Annotated in this window: 12 protein-coding genes, 2 tRNA genes and 1 rRNA gene; 3 read left to right on the forward strand and 12 right to left on the reverse strand. The window is 51.7% G+C overall.

The features are described 5' to 3' along the window. Window positions 1–193 precede the first annotated feature (193 nt). The 9 genes from D3871_RS14475 to rplM all read right to left on the reverse strand — a co-directional run bounded on the left by D3871_RS14475 (window position 194) and on the right by rplM (window position 6,138). Window positions 194–269 (reverse strand) — tRNA-Ala (locus D3871_RS14475). Between the two features lie 10 nt (window positions 270–279). Then, window positions 280–356 (reverse strand) — tRNA-Ile (locus D3871_RS14480). 129 nt (window positions 357–485) lie between these two features. After that, window positions 486–2,016: ribosomal RNA gene (locus tag D3871_RS14485) — 16S ribosomal RNA — on the reverse strand. 489 nt (window positions 2,017–2,505) lie between these two features. Continuing rightward, window positions 2,506–2,856 carry an iron-sulfur cluster insertion protein ErpA gene (gene erpA / locus D3871_RS14490; RefSeq protein WP_119769531.1) on the reverse strand — a complete coding sequence of 117 codons (351 nt, stop codon included), beginning with the start codon at window positions 2,854–2,856 and terminating at the stop codon, window positions 2,506–2,508. Between the two features lie 56 nt (window positions 2,857–2,912). Further along, window positions 2,913–3,302, reverse strand: coding sequence for a bactofilin family protein (locus D3871_RS14495; RefSeq protein ID WP_119769532.1), 390 nt, complete (start codon window positions 3,300–3,302; stop codon window positions 2,913–2,915). Window positions 3,303–3,315: 13 nt separating this feature from the next. Beyond that, window positions 3,316–4,017, reverse strand: coding sequence for a DUF6776 family protein (locus tag D3871_RS14500; RefSeq protein ID WP_119769533.1), 702 nt, complete (start codon window positions 4,015–4,017; stop codon window positions 3,316–3,318). Between the two features lie 72 nt (window positions 4,018–4,089). After that, on the reverse strand, window positions 4,090–5,133 hold the full coding sequence (argC, locus tag D3871_RS14505) for an N-acetyl-gamma-glutamyl-phosphate reductase (protein ID WP_119769534.1): 1,044 nt from the start codon (window positions 5,131–5,133) through the stop codon (window positions 4,090–4,092). 174 nt (window positions 5,134–5,307) lie between these two features. Beyond that, complete coding sequence (gene rpsI, locus D3871_RS14510) at window positions 5,308–5,700, reverse strand: 30S ribosomal protein S9 (RefSeq protein WP_119769535.1); 393 nt, start codon at window positions 5,698–5,700, stop codon at window positions 5,308–5,310. Between the two features lie 9 nt (window positions 5,701–5,709). Beyond that, the gene (rplM, locus tag D3871_RS14515) at window positions 5,710–6,138 is read right to left on the reverse strand and encodes a 50S ribosomal protein L13 (RefSeq protein ID WP_119769536.1); all 429 of its coding nucleotides are present in this window, start codon (window positions 6,136–6,138) and stop codon (window positions 5,710–5,712) included. Window positions 6,139–6,637: 499 nt separating this feature from the next. Between rplM and D3871_RS14520 the strand changes: the two genes are divergently transcribed. Then, window positions 6,638–7,081 (forward strand): OsmC family protein, encoded by a 444-nt coding sequence (locus tag D3871_RS14520; protein WP_119769537.1) that lies wholly within the window; start codon window positions 6,638–6,640, stop codon window positions 7,079–7,081. Window positions 7,082–7,172: 91 nt separating this feature from the next. Here D3871_RS14520 and coq7 read toward each other — a convergent pair whose 3' ends face one another. Then, a complete protein-coding gene (gene coq7 / locus D3871_RS14525) occupies window positions 7,173–7,799 on the reverse strand; it encodes a 2-polyprenyl-3-methyl-6-methoxy-1,4-benzoquinone monooxygenase (RefSeq protein ID WP_119769538.1) in 627 nt (208 codons plus the stop codon). A 420-nt stretch (window positions 7,800–8,219) separates the two neighbouring features. On the opposite strand from coq7, the gene D3871_RS14530 reads away from it, so the two are divergent. Beyond that, complete coding sequence (locus tag D3871_RS14530) at window positions 8,220–9,224, forward strand: porin (RefSeq protein WP_119769539.1); 1,005 nt, start codon at window positions 8,220–8,222, stop codon at window positions 9,222–9,224. Between the two features lie 423 nt (window positions 9,225–9,647). Continuing rightward, a complete protein-coding gene (locus D3871_RS14535; RefSeq protein WP_119769540.1) occupies window positions 9,648–10,670 on the forward strand; it encodes a porin in 1,023 nt (340 codons plus the stop codon). A 197-nt stretch (window positions 10,671–10,867) separates the two neighbouring features. Here D3871_RS14535 and D3871_RS14540 read toward each other — a convergent pair whose 3' ends face one another. Together D3871_RS14540 and pyrC are read right to left on the reverse strand one after the other, a co-directional pair. Continuing rightward, a complete protein-coding gene (locus D3871_RS14540; RefSeq protein ID WP_119769541.1) occupies window positions 10,868–11,677 on the reverse strand; it encodes a DUF3025 domain-containing protein in 810 nt (269 codons plus the stop codon). Window positions 11,678–11,737: 60 nt separating this feature from the next. Then, window positions 11,738–12,796 carry a dihydroorotase gene (gene pyrC / locus D3871_RS14545; protein WP_119769542.1) on the reverse strand — a complete coding sequence of 353 codons (1,059 nt, stop codon included), beginning with the start codon at window positions 12,794–12,796 and terminating at the stop codon, window positions 11,738–11,740. Window positions 12,797–12,803 lie beyond the last annotated feature (7 nt).

Genomic DNA, 12,803 nt, shown 5'->3' on the forward strand with positions numbered 1-12,803 from the left:
TATGATTGATACAATCACAACCCACCAGTATCTCCCAACGCGCTCATCACGAACGCATCAGTCCATACTGATAAATTCTTTACTACTTCTTCCAGATTGTTAAAGAACAAAAACAGCCAATGATCTCAAAAGATCAAACCTAAATCGCCCGCGCCCCACGGCGCCCCGACTTAGGTTTGATGTCTCAAAGAAGTGGTGGAGGTTGACGGGATCGAACCGACGACCCCCTGCTTGCAAAGCAGGTGCTCTCCCAGCTGAGCTAAACCCCCGAAACTTTGATGGTGGGTCTGGTTGGGCTCGAACCAACGACCCCCGCGTTATCAACACGGTGCTCTAACCAACTGAGCTACAGACCCGTTCGGATCAGTACCTAGCCAAACCCCCGGCAGACTGTATTGCGTGCCGACTGCCGACTTACACTGTTCTTGCTGTCTCTACCAACATACCGATAAGTGTGAACGCTTGACGCGATGGCTTTACTCTAGAAAGGAGGTGATCCAGCCGCACCTTCCGATACGGCTACCTTGTTACGACTTCACCCCAGTCACGAATCCTACCGTGGTAAGCGCCCTCCTTGCGGTTAGGCTACCTACTTCTGGTAAAACCCGCTCCCATGGTGTGACGGGCGGTGTGTACAAGACCCGGGAACGTATTCACCGCGACATGCTGATCCGCGATTACTAGCGATTCCAACTTCATGCAGTCGAGTTGCAGACTACAATCCGGACTACGATACACTTTCTGGGATTAGCTCCCCCTCGCGGGTTGGCAGCCCTCTGTATGTACCATTGTATGACGTGTGAAGCCCTACCCATAAGGGCCATGAGGACTTGACGTCATCCCCACCTTCCTCCGGTTTGTCACCGGCAGTCTCATTAGAGTGCCCTTTCGTAGCAACTAATGACAAGGGTTGCGCTCGTTGCGGGACTTAACCCAACATCTCACGACACGAGCTGACGACAGCCATGCAGCACCTGTGCGCCGGTTCTCTTTCGAGCACTCCCAGATCTCTCCAGGATTCCGACCATGTCAAGGGTAGGTAAGGTTTTTCGCGTTGCATCGAATTAATCCACATCATCCACCGCTTGTGCGGGTCCCCGTCAATTCCTTTGAGTTTTAATCTTGCGACCGTACTCCCCAGGCGGTCAACTTCACGCGTTAGCTGCGTTACCAAGGAAATTAATCCCCGACAACTAGTTGACATCGTTTAGGGCGTGGACTACCAGGGTATCTAATCCTGTTTGCTCCCCACGCTTTCGTGCATGAGCGTCAGTGTTATCCCAGGGGGCTGCCTTCGCCATCGGTATTCCTCCACATATCTACGCATTTCACTGCTACACGTGGAATTCTACCCCCCTCTGACACACTCTAGCCGTGCAGTCACAAATGCCATTCCCAGGTTAAGCCCGGGGATTTCACATCTGTCTTGCACAACCGCCTGCGCACGCTTTACGCCCAGTAATTCCGATTAACGCTCGCACCCTACGTATTACCGCGGCTGCTGGCACGTAGTTAGCCGGTGCTTATTCTTCAGGTACCGTCATTAGCCCAGGATATTCACCCAGACCGTTTCTTCCCTGACAAAAGAGCTTTACAACCCGAAGGCCTTCTTCACTCACGCGGCATTGCTGGATCAGGGTTGCCCCCATTGTCCAAAATTCCCCACTGCTGCCTCCCGTAGGAGTCTGGGCCGTGTCTCAGTCCCAGTGTGGCTGGTCGTCCTCTCAGACCAGCTACTGATCGTCGCCTTGGTAGGCTTTTACCCTACCAACTAGCTAATCAGATATCGGCCGCTCCACGAGCATGAGGCCTTGCGGTCCCCCACTTTCATCCTTAGATCGTATGCGGTATTAGCTAATCTTTCGACTAGTTATCCCCCACTCTAGGGCACGTTCCGATACATTACTCACCCGTTCGCCACTCGCCGCCAGGATTGCTCCCGCGCTGCCGTTCGACTTGCATGTGTAAGGCATGCCGCCAGCGTTCAATCTGAGCCAGGATCAAACTCTTCAGTTCAATCTCTGTTTGTGCCATTGCTGGCAACCTCCGAAGAGGCGTCGCCCACTCAAAATACTGACAAGTAACATCTTGCGATGCTTACCTATATTTCTTCGTGAGCACTTGATACTTGTGTAATGCCAATGGCCGAAACCATCAGCTCCACCCCACCAAGCGCCCACACTTATCGGCTGTTAGTTGTTAAAGATCACCTGCTCGCGCCAGATTCACATCTGTCGCAACGCCGTCAAATCGTTGTGTTTGTCAGCAGCAGAGAAACGAGATTATGCAGCATGCTCCGGAAATCGTCAACCACCTGACTCGATTTATCTGCAACGTTCTACTTGAGCAATAGCGCCGCTGGATGATTTAATTTGACCGCCTCGAAAAGCAATATGCTCCGGCACATGCAAGCTGAAAAAATTCAAGCAGGCTTATAGCCGGAGCATAAAGAGAAAAAGCGCAGGGCTGGCCTGCGCTTTTGCTTTTTGAATATGCTGCAAATGTTTATGCGGAGAACGAAGAGCCGCATCCGCAAGTCGTTGTCGCATTCGGGTTCTTGATTACGAACTGCGCCCCTTCCAGATCATCTTTATAATCAATTTCGGCGCCGACTAAATATTGGTAGCTCATCGAATCGATCAACAACTGGACGCCATTCTTTGCCATAGTTGTGTCGTCTTCGTTGACGATTTCATCAAAGGTAAATCCGTACTGAAAACCGGAGCAGCCGCCGCCCTGCACGAATACTCGGAGTTTAAGATCAGGATTACCCTCTTCCTCAATCAACTGAGCAACTTTCGCAGCTGCACTGTCGGTAAAAAGGATAGGGGCGGGCATTTCGGCAACGGCATTCATGTGAGGGCTCCTGCTAAAGCAAAGGTCAATGCTTGATTATAGACGCTTGAGAAAATTCACGTATTTGACAAAGCAAGCTTGAGGACGGGTTCGCTAACCTGATCATGTGTCAGCTTACCAGACACCAAGGCACCGCCATGCATTTCCAGAGCCTTGTAATACACATCTCCTGTTATGCGAGCACGAGGCTGTAATTCAAGCAGTTCCGAAGAATGCACCGGTCCTATGATTTCCCCGTTAACAACGAGATGCGCGACCCGAACCTCACCTTCGACTTTTGCATGTTCGGAAATGACCAGCATACTCGGCTCGTCACCATCTGCTATAACATTGCCCTTGACGTGACCATCAATGCGCAACCCGCCTTGAAAATGCACATCACCATGGATATTAGTTGAAATTCCGATCAGGCTGTCGATCGTGCCTTTTGTCTTGCGGCCTAACATGTTCAGTCTCCTTTTACAAACTTGCTGACTGTTGCGCCCGAATTTGACCTTTCTCGAGCACTCGCGCCTGGACCTGCTTGGTCGTAGCACCTTCTGGCAAAGTAAGGACGCCTTCCACACGCTGATAATACCGAAAGCTCAGCTTAAACTTTTCCTGTTCTGCCGGGCTGATATCCGGGAAAGTCATCATAACACTCTTGCCACTCTGCAAAATAGGCACAATCAATTGGAGATTCCCGGCAAACAACTGATCTCCCTTGCCGCCTTGCATGATGAGCAAACGATAACGCACCTGATTCGGCGCGACTTGATCAATCTTCAATCGACGAATGGTTATGCCTTGGGGACCGGTAGCATTTGGCAACAAACTCTCAAAAAACGCGAGGTCTTCTTTTAATCTGACGTTTTCTGACTCAACTATTTTTAGCTGCGCAGCAAGTTGTTTTTGTGCCGATCGCTCTATATTGAGCTGGCTTTCAGCAGCATTTGCAGTTGCCGAAAATTGATCGCGTTCAATAGTGAGCGCTTCCACACGCTCCTTGTACTTGGCTACCTGTGCGCGGGCGTTTTCCGGATCAAACCCGGGCAAGCCGCGTCCGGTATCATAAGTCCACATCGCTGCAGCACCTATGACGCCGACCACAATAACGAAGAGTGCGCGTAACGGCCACGGCAGTTCTCGCCGGATCGTCAGTTTGGGCGACGAGGTCAGCATACGCCGACGCCATAGTCGATATTTTGCAGCGCCGAATGGGGAACTGGTTTGGGTCATGCGACAGTTAATTACTTACGGCAATACGGGGATGTGCATCAATCCTGCACCTTCTTCAATGCCGAACATGATATTCATGCATTGCACTCCCTGACCTGCAGCCCCCTTAACCAAATTGTCTTCCACTACCAAGATCACGAGCAAGTCACCTCCGTCGGGCTGGTGAACGGCAATGCGAAGCTTGTTCGAAGCCCGCACCGACCGGGTTTCAGGATGACTACCCGGCGGCATTACGTCAACGAATCGTTCGCCTTTGAAGTGGTTTTCGTACAACGCTTGAAAGTCTGTATTTCGAGCCTCAGGCAAGATCGTTGCATATAAGGTGGAATGGATGCCACGAATCATCGGCACCAGATGCGGTACAAACGTCAGTCCAATCTTTCTACCTGCGATTGCCTGCAATCCTTGCGTTGTTTCGGGCAGATGACGATGCCCCTTTACACCGTATGCCTTGAAGTTGTCCGCAGCCTCCGCTAACAAAGTATGGACTTCAGCCTTGCGCCCAGCCCCGGAAACACCGGACTTGCAATCAGCAATCAGCATTGCCTCATTGACCAACGGTTTTTCCTTGGCAAGCAACGGCGCATAACCAAGCTGCATTGAAGTCGGGTAACAACCTGGCAATCCGATGATGCGAGCGTTTTTGATCGCTTCCCGGTTCACTTCTGGCAAACCATAGACGGCTTCTTCCAAGATATCCGGGCAGGAGTGTGGCATGCCGTACCACTTCTCAAAAACTGCGGTGTCCTTGATACGAAAGTCAGCGGCCAAATCGATTACCTTAACCCCTGCGGCAAGCAGCTCACGTGCCTGCGCCATTGCGACTCCGTGTGGCGTGGCAAAAAACACTACATCGCATTCGGTCAATTTCGCTTTGTCGGGCGAAGAAAATGCGAGGGAGACATGACCTCGCAATGAAGGATACATGTCTGCAACCAGCATCCCGTCTTCCTTGCGAGACGTTATCGCAGTGAGCTGCACTTCTGGATGGGCGGCCAGCAGGCGTAGCAGTTCAACGCCCGTATATCCTGTACCTCCGACGATGCCAACTTTGATCATGTTCTTTCCTTGCTGAAGAATTGAGTGCGATTTTGAAATTTTAACAGTGCATCGCCAAGTACTTACCTGCCCTGCCGTTAAGGCGTATTCAAAATACCCATATCGACTGCAGCACAAAAGCAAAAAGCCGCCAGGCGCATACCTGACGGCTTTTCGATACTCTGAAAACGCAGATTAGCGCTTGGAGAACTGTTTTGCGCGACGTGCTTTGCGCAGACCAACTTTCTTACGCTCGACTTCACGTGCATCACGAGTGACGAAACCGGCTTTTGCCAGATCGCTCTTCAGGCCCGCATCATAGTCAATCAGCGCACGAGTAATGCCATGACGAACAGCACCTGCCTGGCCGGATTCACCGCCGCCATGCACGTTGACCATGATGTCGAAACGCTCGACATTGCCAGTCAGTTCCAGCGGTTGACGGATGACCATCAGACCAGTTTCGCGCGAAAAGTATTCCGCTGCCGGCTTGCCGTTGACAACGATATTACCGCTGCCAGACTTGATAAAAACACGAGCCACTGCACTCTTGCGACGGCCGGTTCCGTAGTTGTAGTTACCGATCATGTCCGTTCCTTAGATTTCGAGTGCTTTTGGTTGCTGGGCAGCGTGCGGATGTGTGCCATTGGCATACACTTTCAGCTTCTTGATCATCGCGTAGCCAAGCGGGCCTTTAGGCAACATGCCCTTGACAGCCTTCTCCAGCGCACGACCCGGAAAACGCTGTTGCATTTTCAGGAAATTGGTTTCATAGATACCGCCCGGATATGTCGAGTGGCGATAATAGATCTTGTCGAGAGCCTTGTTGCCGGTCACGCGCAGTTTGTCTGCGTTGATGACAACAATGAAATCGCCCGTGTCGACGTGCGGGGTGAACTCAGGTTTGTGCTTGCCGCGCAGTCGGAGTGCCACTTCGCTGGCAACACGTCCGAGGACTTTGTCCGTTGCGTCAATCACGAACCACTCGCGCTTTACCTCATGGGCTTTAGCGGAAAAGGTCTTCATGATGATGTCCTAAATAAATTAACTCGCTCAAATGGTGGTTCCACACTTGCTTCATGCGGACTCTGCCTTGTTATCTTTTCCTGAGCGAACGGAAAGCCTGAAAGTATAGCCTTTTCAAAGACTTGGCGTCAAATCGATATTGAGCAGAATATGAAAAAAAGCCCGAAACAAATGTTTCGGGCTTAATCCACACCAAAGGAGGAGGTGGAGGAGACAATCGATCGGCCGCAGGGTAAATATATCTTAACGACCAGCAAGGAAAGTATAGCCAAATGCATTGTGCATTGCAAGAAAGCGTCCTTAAATTTCGGGTCTAGACGCCAAACATTAGAAAAAACCCTTATGAATCATAACCTTGGAAATTTCATATTGTGAGCACATGCGTCACATTGCGATGCCCTGACGGCCGCAAAATAGAAGGCGTCACCTTGCTCAGCTAATCCAATAAGTACTTTGAAAGAAGCTAAAATATTTGTTTTACTTTTTTGCGAGACGACGAATGGAATGCACGGTGCGTTGGATGGGACCCTCGGGGATGACTTTTCTAACAGAGACAGGATCCGGACACGTCATCGCGATGGATGGTGCCCCTGAAGGCGGCGGACGGAATCTTGCGCCTCGTCCAATGGAAGTAGTGCTTGCAGGGACCGGGGGGTGTACGGCCTATGATGTTGTGCTGATACTTCGCAAAAGCCAGCAAGACGTGCGAGGGTGCGACGTGACATTGAAGTCAGAACGAGCCGAAAAGGATCCCAAAGTATTCACCAAGATCCATTTCCACTTTACCGTTCGCGGCCGCAATCTGAAACCCAATATCGTCGAAAGAGCGATCAAGCTTTCACATGAAAAATACTGCTCAGCCTCCATCATGTTGGAAAAAACTGCCGAAATAACCCATTCCTTCGAAATCATCGACGATTTGGTCGACGCAGTAGCGCCATAACGAAAAGGTGAAACTGCGCTAACTTGTGAGAGGCGCGACGATACTGTGGCTGGAAGCCAATTTGCCAACACGCGTCCTCTTTGGTTATTGGTTATACATGGTAAGCAGTCGTTGTCATTACCTTTGCCATTGTTCGCATGGCGCCGCGCACAGGGGCTGGCATCACGGTAGCGCCCAGCTCTTGCGCCTTTGCCCCATGCGCCACTTCGTCAATCCGCATCTGATCGACGATTGCACGTGATTTCAAGTCCTGCTCTGGCAATGTGCGGAGATGTTCAACAAGGTGCGCCTCGACCTGCCGCTCTGTCTCGACAACGAATCCAAGGCTACGTGCGTCTCCTAGCTGAGCCGCAATGACTCCAATGGCATACGATCCGGCGTACCAGAGCGGGTTCAGAAGACTTGTTTGCGAACCCAATTCCCGCAAGCGCTCAGAGGTCCACGCTAGGTGGTCTTCTTCTTCGCGGCCAGCTTGCCTGAATTGTTCCCTAAGCGCTTCACTCTTGGCAAAGCGGCTTTGCGAATCATATAACGCCTGCGCGCACACTTCGCCCACATGATTAACCCTCATGAGCCCTGCACTATGGCGCCGCTCGGCGTTGTCAAGCAAATTGTCTTCGAGTCGTAATGCCGGATTTTGGCGTGATGAGGTAGCCACTCCGGCGACCGTCCTTAACATTTTGTCAAATCCAGTTATCCAATGATCGATATCTATCATCACCGCTCCATGTGCTTTTAAAAATTGTTACTGAAACAAATAAATGAAATCTCTAACTGGCGGAGCTCTCATCTAACTTTTTGTCGACTTGAATGGCTCGTTAAATTTTCACAAAGCACGTCAAAATTTACTTCTAAGCAAGTCCATGACCTTTCCCTGAAGATGACCAATTACCAAGTAATTGCCTATATGGAAACGGATCGGAAGTTTCTGTTGTTGAGAAGCCACATAAACCGTGGCTATTCCTCTCCGCGGCCAAATTGTCTTTGCTGAAACAGGCCACTTTTGATGAAATCACCATTAGCTTCTTGATCAGAAGGTCGGAGGTTTCGGCGGGGACGCTACCACTAGTGACCACGCTGAGGGAAATAAAAGGCAATTCAAAAAAATTTTAGCACGCCAACCCTTGGAGATTTATTAATGAAAAAGTCGCTTCTCGCACTGGCAGTTCTTGGTGCATTTGCAGGTGCAGCTCAAGCACAATCCGCTGTTACGATCTATGGCTCGTTCGATGGCGGCGTGCGCTATCGCACAAACGTGGACGCAGCTGGTAACAACAATGTGACCATGAGCTCCAATGGCACGTTTAACTCCAACCGTATTGGTTTTCGTGGCGTCGAAGATCTCGGCGGCGGTCTGAATGCCCACTTCACATTGGAAACAGGCTTCAACACTGGCACCGGCGCACTAAACAATACGGCAAACCGCCTCTTCGAGCGTACCGCTTCGGTCGGTCTGGGCGGCAGCTGGGGCAGTGTTGACCTTGGACGTCAGTACACCAACGCGTTCCAAACCATCGCTTCTTACGATCCGTTCAGCTACAAGTACCCAGGTATCGCGGATGCGGTCGCTGCAACGGCGGGCACTCGTTATGACAACGACATCAAATATGTTGGCAAATTTGGTCCGGTAACTGCACGTGCAGAATATGCTCTTGGCGAAGTAGCTGGCAACACCAGCGCAAGCTCCGCAAAGTCCATTGCGGGCACTTTCAGTTCTGGCGCATTCACTGCTGGCGCGGCTTATACCCTGCGCGAAGATGCAACCGGTACTTTTGACACAGACCACTGGACTGTTGGCGGCGCTGCTAAGTTTGGCCCTGCCCGTGTTGCAGTCGGCTACGCAAATCAAGAAGCTGACAACGCAACTCCAGTTGATGCAAAAACCCGCTGGATGTGGATTGGCGGCAACTTTGCTCTGACCCCTGCTTTTGAACTGACCGCTGCGTTCTACAAGACAAAGCTGAGCGGCTCAACTGTCGGTGACAAGGATAACTTGATGCTGGGCGCGACTTACGCACTGTCCAAGCGCACCAATCTGTACACACTGCTCGACACACAAAAGTATGATGGTGCAGCACGTGTTGCGGCGGCGGGTAACAGCCGTCAGCGTGGCATTGCAGTCGGCGTGAATCACCTGTTCTAAATATCTATTTGGAGCACTTCCGCGAACTAATCGCGGTTTATATGGAAAAGCCCACAACGTGGGCTTTTCTTTTATCTACACAATTCTTTATCGTCGGCACAGCATATTGAGGACATCCTAATACCGCGTTCTCTGCGAGAATTTGCAGTATTTGAAATGTCCCGCCTCAAAAAAACGCACCAATTCAGTGCAAATTCCTTTCTTTTTGATCATATATCGTTGTACCTCCACCACAAAAATGTGAAAACCGATGCCAAAACCGAAATTCCCTTTGTCCTGACGGCCGATATTTGATGAAATAACCATCGCGTTCTTGATTAAATAATTAAGAAGCAAAGCTTTCTGGCAGGGGCGTTTAACACTAGTGGCCTTGCCGAACGCACTACTAAAAATTTAGCTCGATAAACCTTTGGGGATTATTCAATGAAAAAATCGCTTCTCGCGCTGGCAGTCCTGGGTGCATTCGCAGGTGCAGCTTCTGCACAGACTAACGTCACCATCTACGGTGTTGCAGACGTCGGCATTCAGCGTATCGATACAGATACCACGTCCGCTCGTTGGGGCCTGGACAGCGGCATCCAGTCCGGCAGCCGTCTCGGCTTCAAGGGCAGCGAAGATCTCGGTGGCGGTCTGTCCGCAATCTTCACTCTGGAAAGCGGCTACAACATTGACACTGGTACAAGCGCACAAGGTGGCCGTCTGTTCGGTCGTCAGGCATTCGTTGGCCTGAGCGGTGGCTTCGGCGCCGTCAAGTTCGGTCGTCAATACACACCGATCTTTATCGCACACGACACGATCGACCCGTTCGGTACAGGCATCGTCGGTGATGCAAGCGGTATCTCCGCAACATTCAATCCATACGGCGTTCGTATGGACAACACCGTCAACTACTCGCTGACAGCTGGCCCGATCTCCGGTCAAGTCGCGTATGGTTTCGGTGAAGTTGCTGGTTCGACCTCCGCTAACCGTCAGATCGGCGCATCGCTTGGTTACGCAAATGGCCCGCTGACCGTTGTTGGTGCCTACCACGATCAAAACGGAGCTGGAACAACTGCGGCAAGTGTTGATGCGCGTACTGCTTTCATCGGTGGCGTATTTGACCTCCGCGCAGTGAAGTTGCATGCTGCATTTGCTGACAACCGTGCTGAAACAACCACTGGCGGCGCTACAACTCTGCGTAACCGTGACTACATGCTGGGCGTGAGCGCTCCGATCGGCGCTGGCAACGTCATGGCGTCGTATGCACGTAAGGACGATCGTCGCGCTGGCATTGCCAATGCGGATGCTGACTTCTGGGCAGTTGGTTACACCCACAACGTGTCCAAGCGTACCAACCTGTACACTTCCTACTCCATCATCAAGAACGACCCGGCTTCGACACTGGGTTCGGGCGTTGCTGGTTCGGACATCAGCTGGTTCAACGTTGGCGTTCGCCACAAGTTCTAATTGCTCGCGGACGTAAGTCTGCTGTGATTTAACTTTGCTGTATTGAAAAGGCACCTTCGGGTGCCTTTTCTGCTTTCCGACTATATGGAATGGGTTTCTCGGCAATATGCGGAAATAAAACTATAAGGGTCTCTGTTGATCTTCTAATCTTGTTATTCAGAAAGTTCAAACATGTCCATCAAGCTGCTGACCGACAATTACACAGAAGTCCGTTTCTTTGGTCGAAAAACTGCAGTGTCTGCATAAAAACCCCTGTCCTGCCCGCCCCACCATCCGGGAATGCCAAGCACTGGCAGCGGCATAAAATCAGCCGTTTTCAAATCGCCTTTGAGTGTAGCGACTGCCGCATCATCCAACCAGCGGCGGCGGTCTTCCATCGATGACGTGAAATAGGCCGGTTCGGCCACAAGAACTCGAGCATGGGCAGTAATTGCCTTGAAAGGTGTTACTAACTTTTCAATCAGCGCATGGCCGAATAACCAAGTGTCACAGTCGCTGGCAAATTGCTCCCGCCGCTCAATCCAGACTTCAGTCCAACGATGCGCTCGCAAATCCTCGACAAGACCAAGATCGCGCACAACTAACAACGCTGCATTTTCATCAAAAATAGTCGCCGCATCTCTAAGCGGCCCGCGTCGTGGCGGAGAAGTCGGCGCAACCCGTGGTAGCTCTTCCAGTGCCATTGCCTGCAGGGCATTGAGCCGAACTTTTGTCTTTGGGAAGTGAAGCCAGACTAAGGCATTGAAAAAATCGTGGAGATTGTCTCGAGTCGGCACCGCGCCGGTCTGACTGATAAACGCTTCATACGCGATATCTGGTGGCAAACTGGCTTGTGGCACAAAATGGATCGGCAAGCCGCGGTGGTTATACAGTCCAAGGTCAGCCGCCGCCGCATTTAGCGCATCACGCCAATTGTGTGCATGTATCAGCGGCTCTGCTATTGAACGCAGCGGCACAAGCCATGGACTGCCCCAGTCAATTGCCTCAAAAAGACGGACACCGGTCATGACTGTGTCCGCATGTGCGGTTCCAATTCCATTGCTTGCCTTGTTGCGATTACCAGCGCTTCAAACAAGCTTCCAGTGGATTTGCTCACCACCGTTCAGTGGAACAACAGTGGCCTCCCCCATAGGGACTTCTGCGGGCAAGGTCCAGGATTCCCGCTGCAAAGTTACGGTACCCGTATTGCGCGGAAGTTGGTAAAACGACGGGCCGTTGAAACTGGCGAACGCTTCCAGCTTATCCAATGCGCCAGCCTGCTCGAACGCTTGTGCATACAGTTCCATCGCATGCAAAGCGGTGTAGCAACCGGCACAGCCGCAGGCGTGCTCTTTCAGGCCTTTGGGATGGGGCGCGGAGTCGGTACCAAGAAAGAACTTGGTGTTTCCTGATGTCGCCGCCCGTACGAGTGCCTGACGATGCTCTTCGCGCTTAAGCACAGGCAAGCAGTAAAAATGGGGTCGGATACCGCCCTTGAAGATTTCATTGCGGTTGTACAGCAAATGATGGGCGGTAATGGTTGCGCCGATCGGTCCTTCCGCCTCGTCGACATATTGTGCCGCGTCGCGTGTCGTAATGTGTTCAAAAACGACTTTCAGCGCCGGCATGTCGTGTCGCAGCGGCTGCAGCACACGATCGATGAAAACTGCTTCGCGGTCGAACAGATCAATATCTGTATCGGTGACTTCGCCATGGACAAGAAATGGCATCCCGACCTCTTGTATGACTTCCAGCGTCTTGTAGCATTTTTTTAATGCGGTGACACCCGCGTCGGAATTAGTCGTCGCACCTGCCGGATAGAGCTTGACCGCATGGATGAACCCGCTATCTTTCGCACGGCGGATTTCGTCAGGCGGGGTATTGTCAGTCAGGTAAAGCGTCATTAGAGGCTCGAATTGCATGCCTTCTGGCAATGCCGCAAGAATTCGCTCGCGATAGGCGGCAGCCTGTGACGTAGTCGTGACCGGAGGCTTGAGATTCGGCATGACAATCGCACGCCTGAATTGGCGTGCGGTATGGGGCAGGACACTGGCCAGCGTTGCGCCATCGCGCAAGTGTAAATGCCAGTCGTCGGGGCGCGTCAGCGTGATGCTGGAAGGAGAAGAGTTAGCTTGAGAATTGGACATGTCGATT

This window comes from Noviherbaspirillum saxi, from assembly GCF_003591035.1.
GTDB lineage: Bacteria > Pseudomonadota > Gammaproteobacteria > Burkholderiales > Burkholderiaceae_D > Noviherbaspirillum > Noviherbaspirillum saxi.

Coding starts and splice junctions, on each gene's coding strand:
- erpA (WP_119769531.1), bottom strand. CDS start 2,856: ATGAATGCCGTTGCCGAAATGCCCGCCCCTATCCTTTTTACCGACAGT.
- D3871_RS14495 (WP_119769532.1), bottom strand. CDS start 3,302: ATGTTAGGCCGCAAGACAAAAGGCACGATCGACAGCCTGATCGGAATT.
- D3871_RS14500 (WP_119769533.1), bottom strand. CDS start 4,017: ATGCTGACCTCGTCGCCCAAACTGACGATCCGGCGAGAACTGCCGTGG.
- argC (WP_119769534.1), bottom strand. CDS start 5,133: ATGATCAAAGTTGGCATCGTCGGAGGTACAGGATATACGGGCGTTGAA.
- rpsI (WP_119769535.1), bottom strand. CDS start 5,700: ATGATCGGTAACTACAACTACGGAACCGGCCGTCGCAAGAGTGCAGTG.
- rplM (WP_119769536.1), bottom strand. CDS start 6,138: ATGAAGACCTTTTCCGCTAAAGCCCATGAGGTAAAGCGCGAGTGGTTC.
- D3871_RS14520 (WP_119769537.1), top strand. CDS start 6,638: ATGGAATGCACGGTGCGTTGGATGGGACCCTCGGGGATGACTTTTCTA.
- coq7 (WP_119769538.1), bottom strand. CDS start 7,799: ATGATAGATATCGATCATTGGATAACTGGATTTGACAAAATGTTAAGG.
- D3871_RS14530 (WP_119769539.1), top strand. CDS start 8,220: ATGAAAAAGTCGCTTCTCGCACTGGCAGTTCTTGGTGCATTTGCAGGT.
- D3871_RS14535 (WP_119769540.1), top strand. CDS start 9,648: ATGAAAAAATCGCTTCTCGCGCTGGCAGTCCTGGGTGCATTCGCAGGT.
- D3871_RS14540 (WP_119769541.1), bottom strand. CDS start 11,677: ATGACCGGTGTCCGTCTTTTTGAGGCAATTGACTGGGGCAGTCCATGG.
- pyrC (WP_119769542.1), bottom strand. CDS start 12,796: ATGTCCAATTCTCAAGCTAACTCTTCTCCTTCCAGCATCACGCTGACG.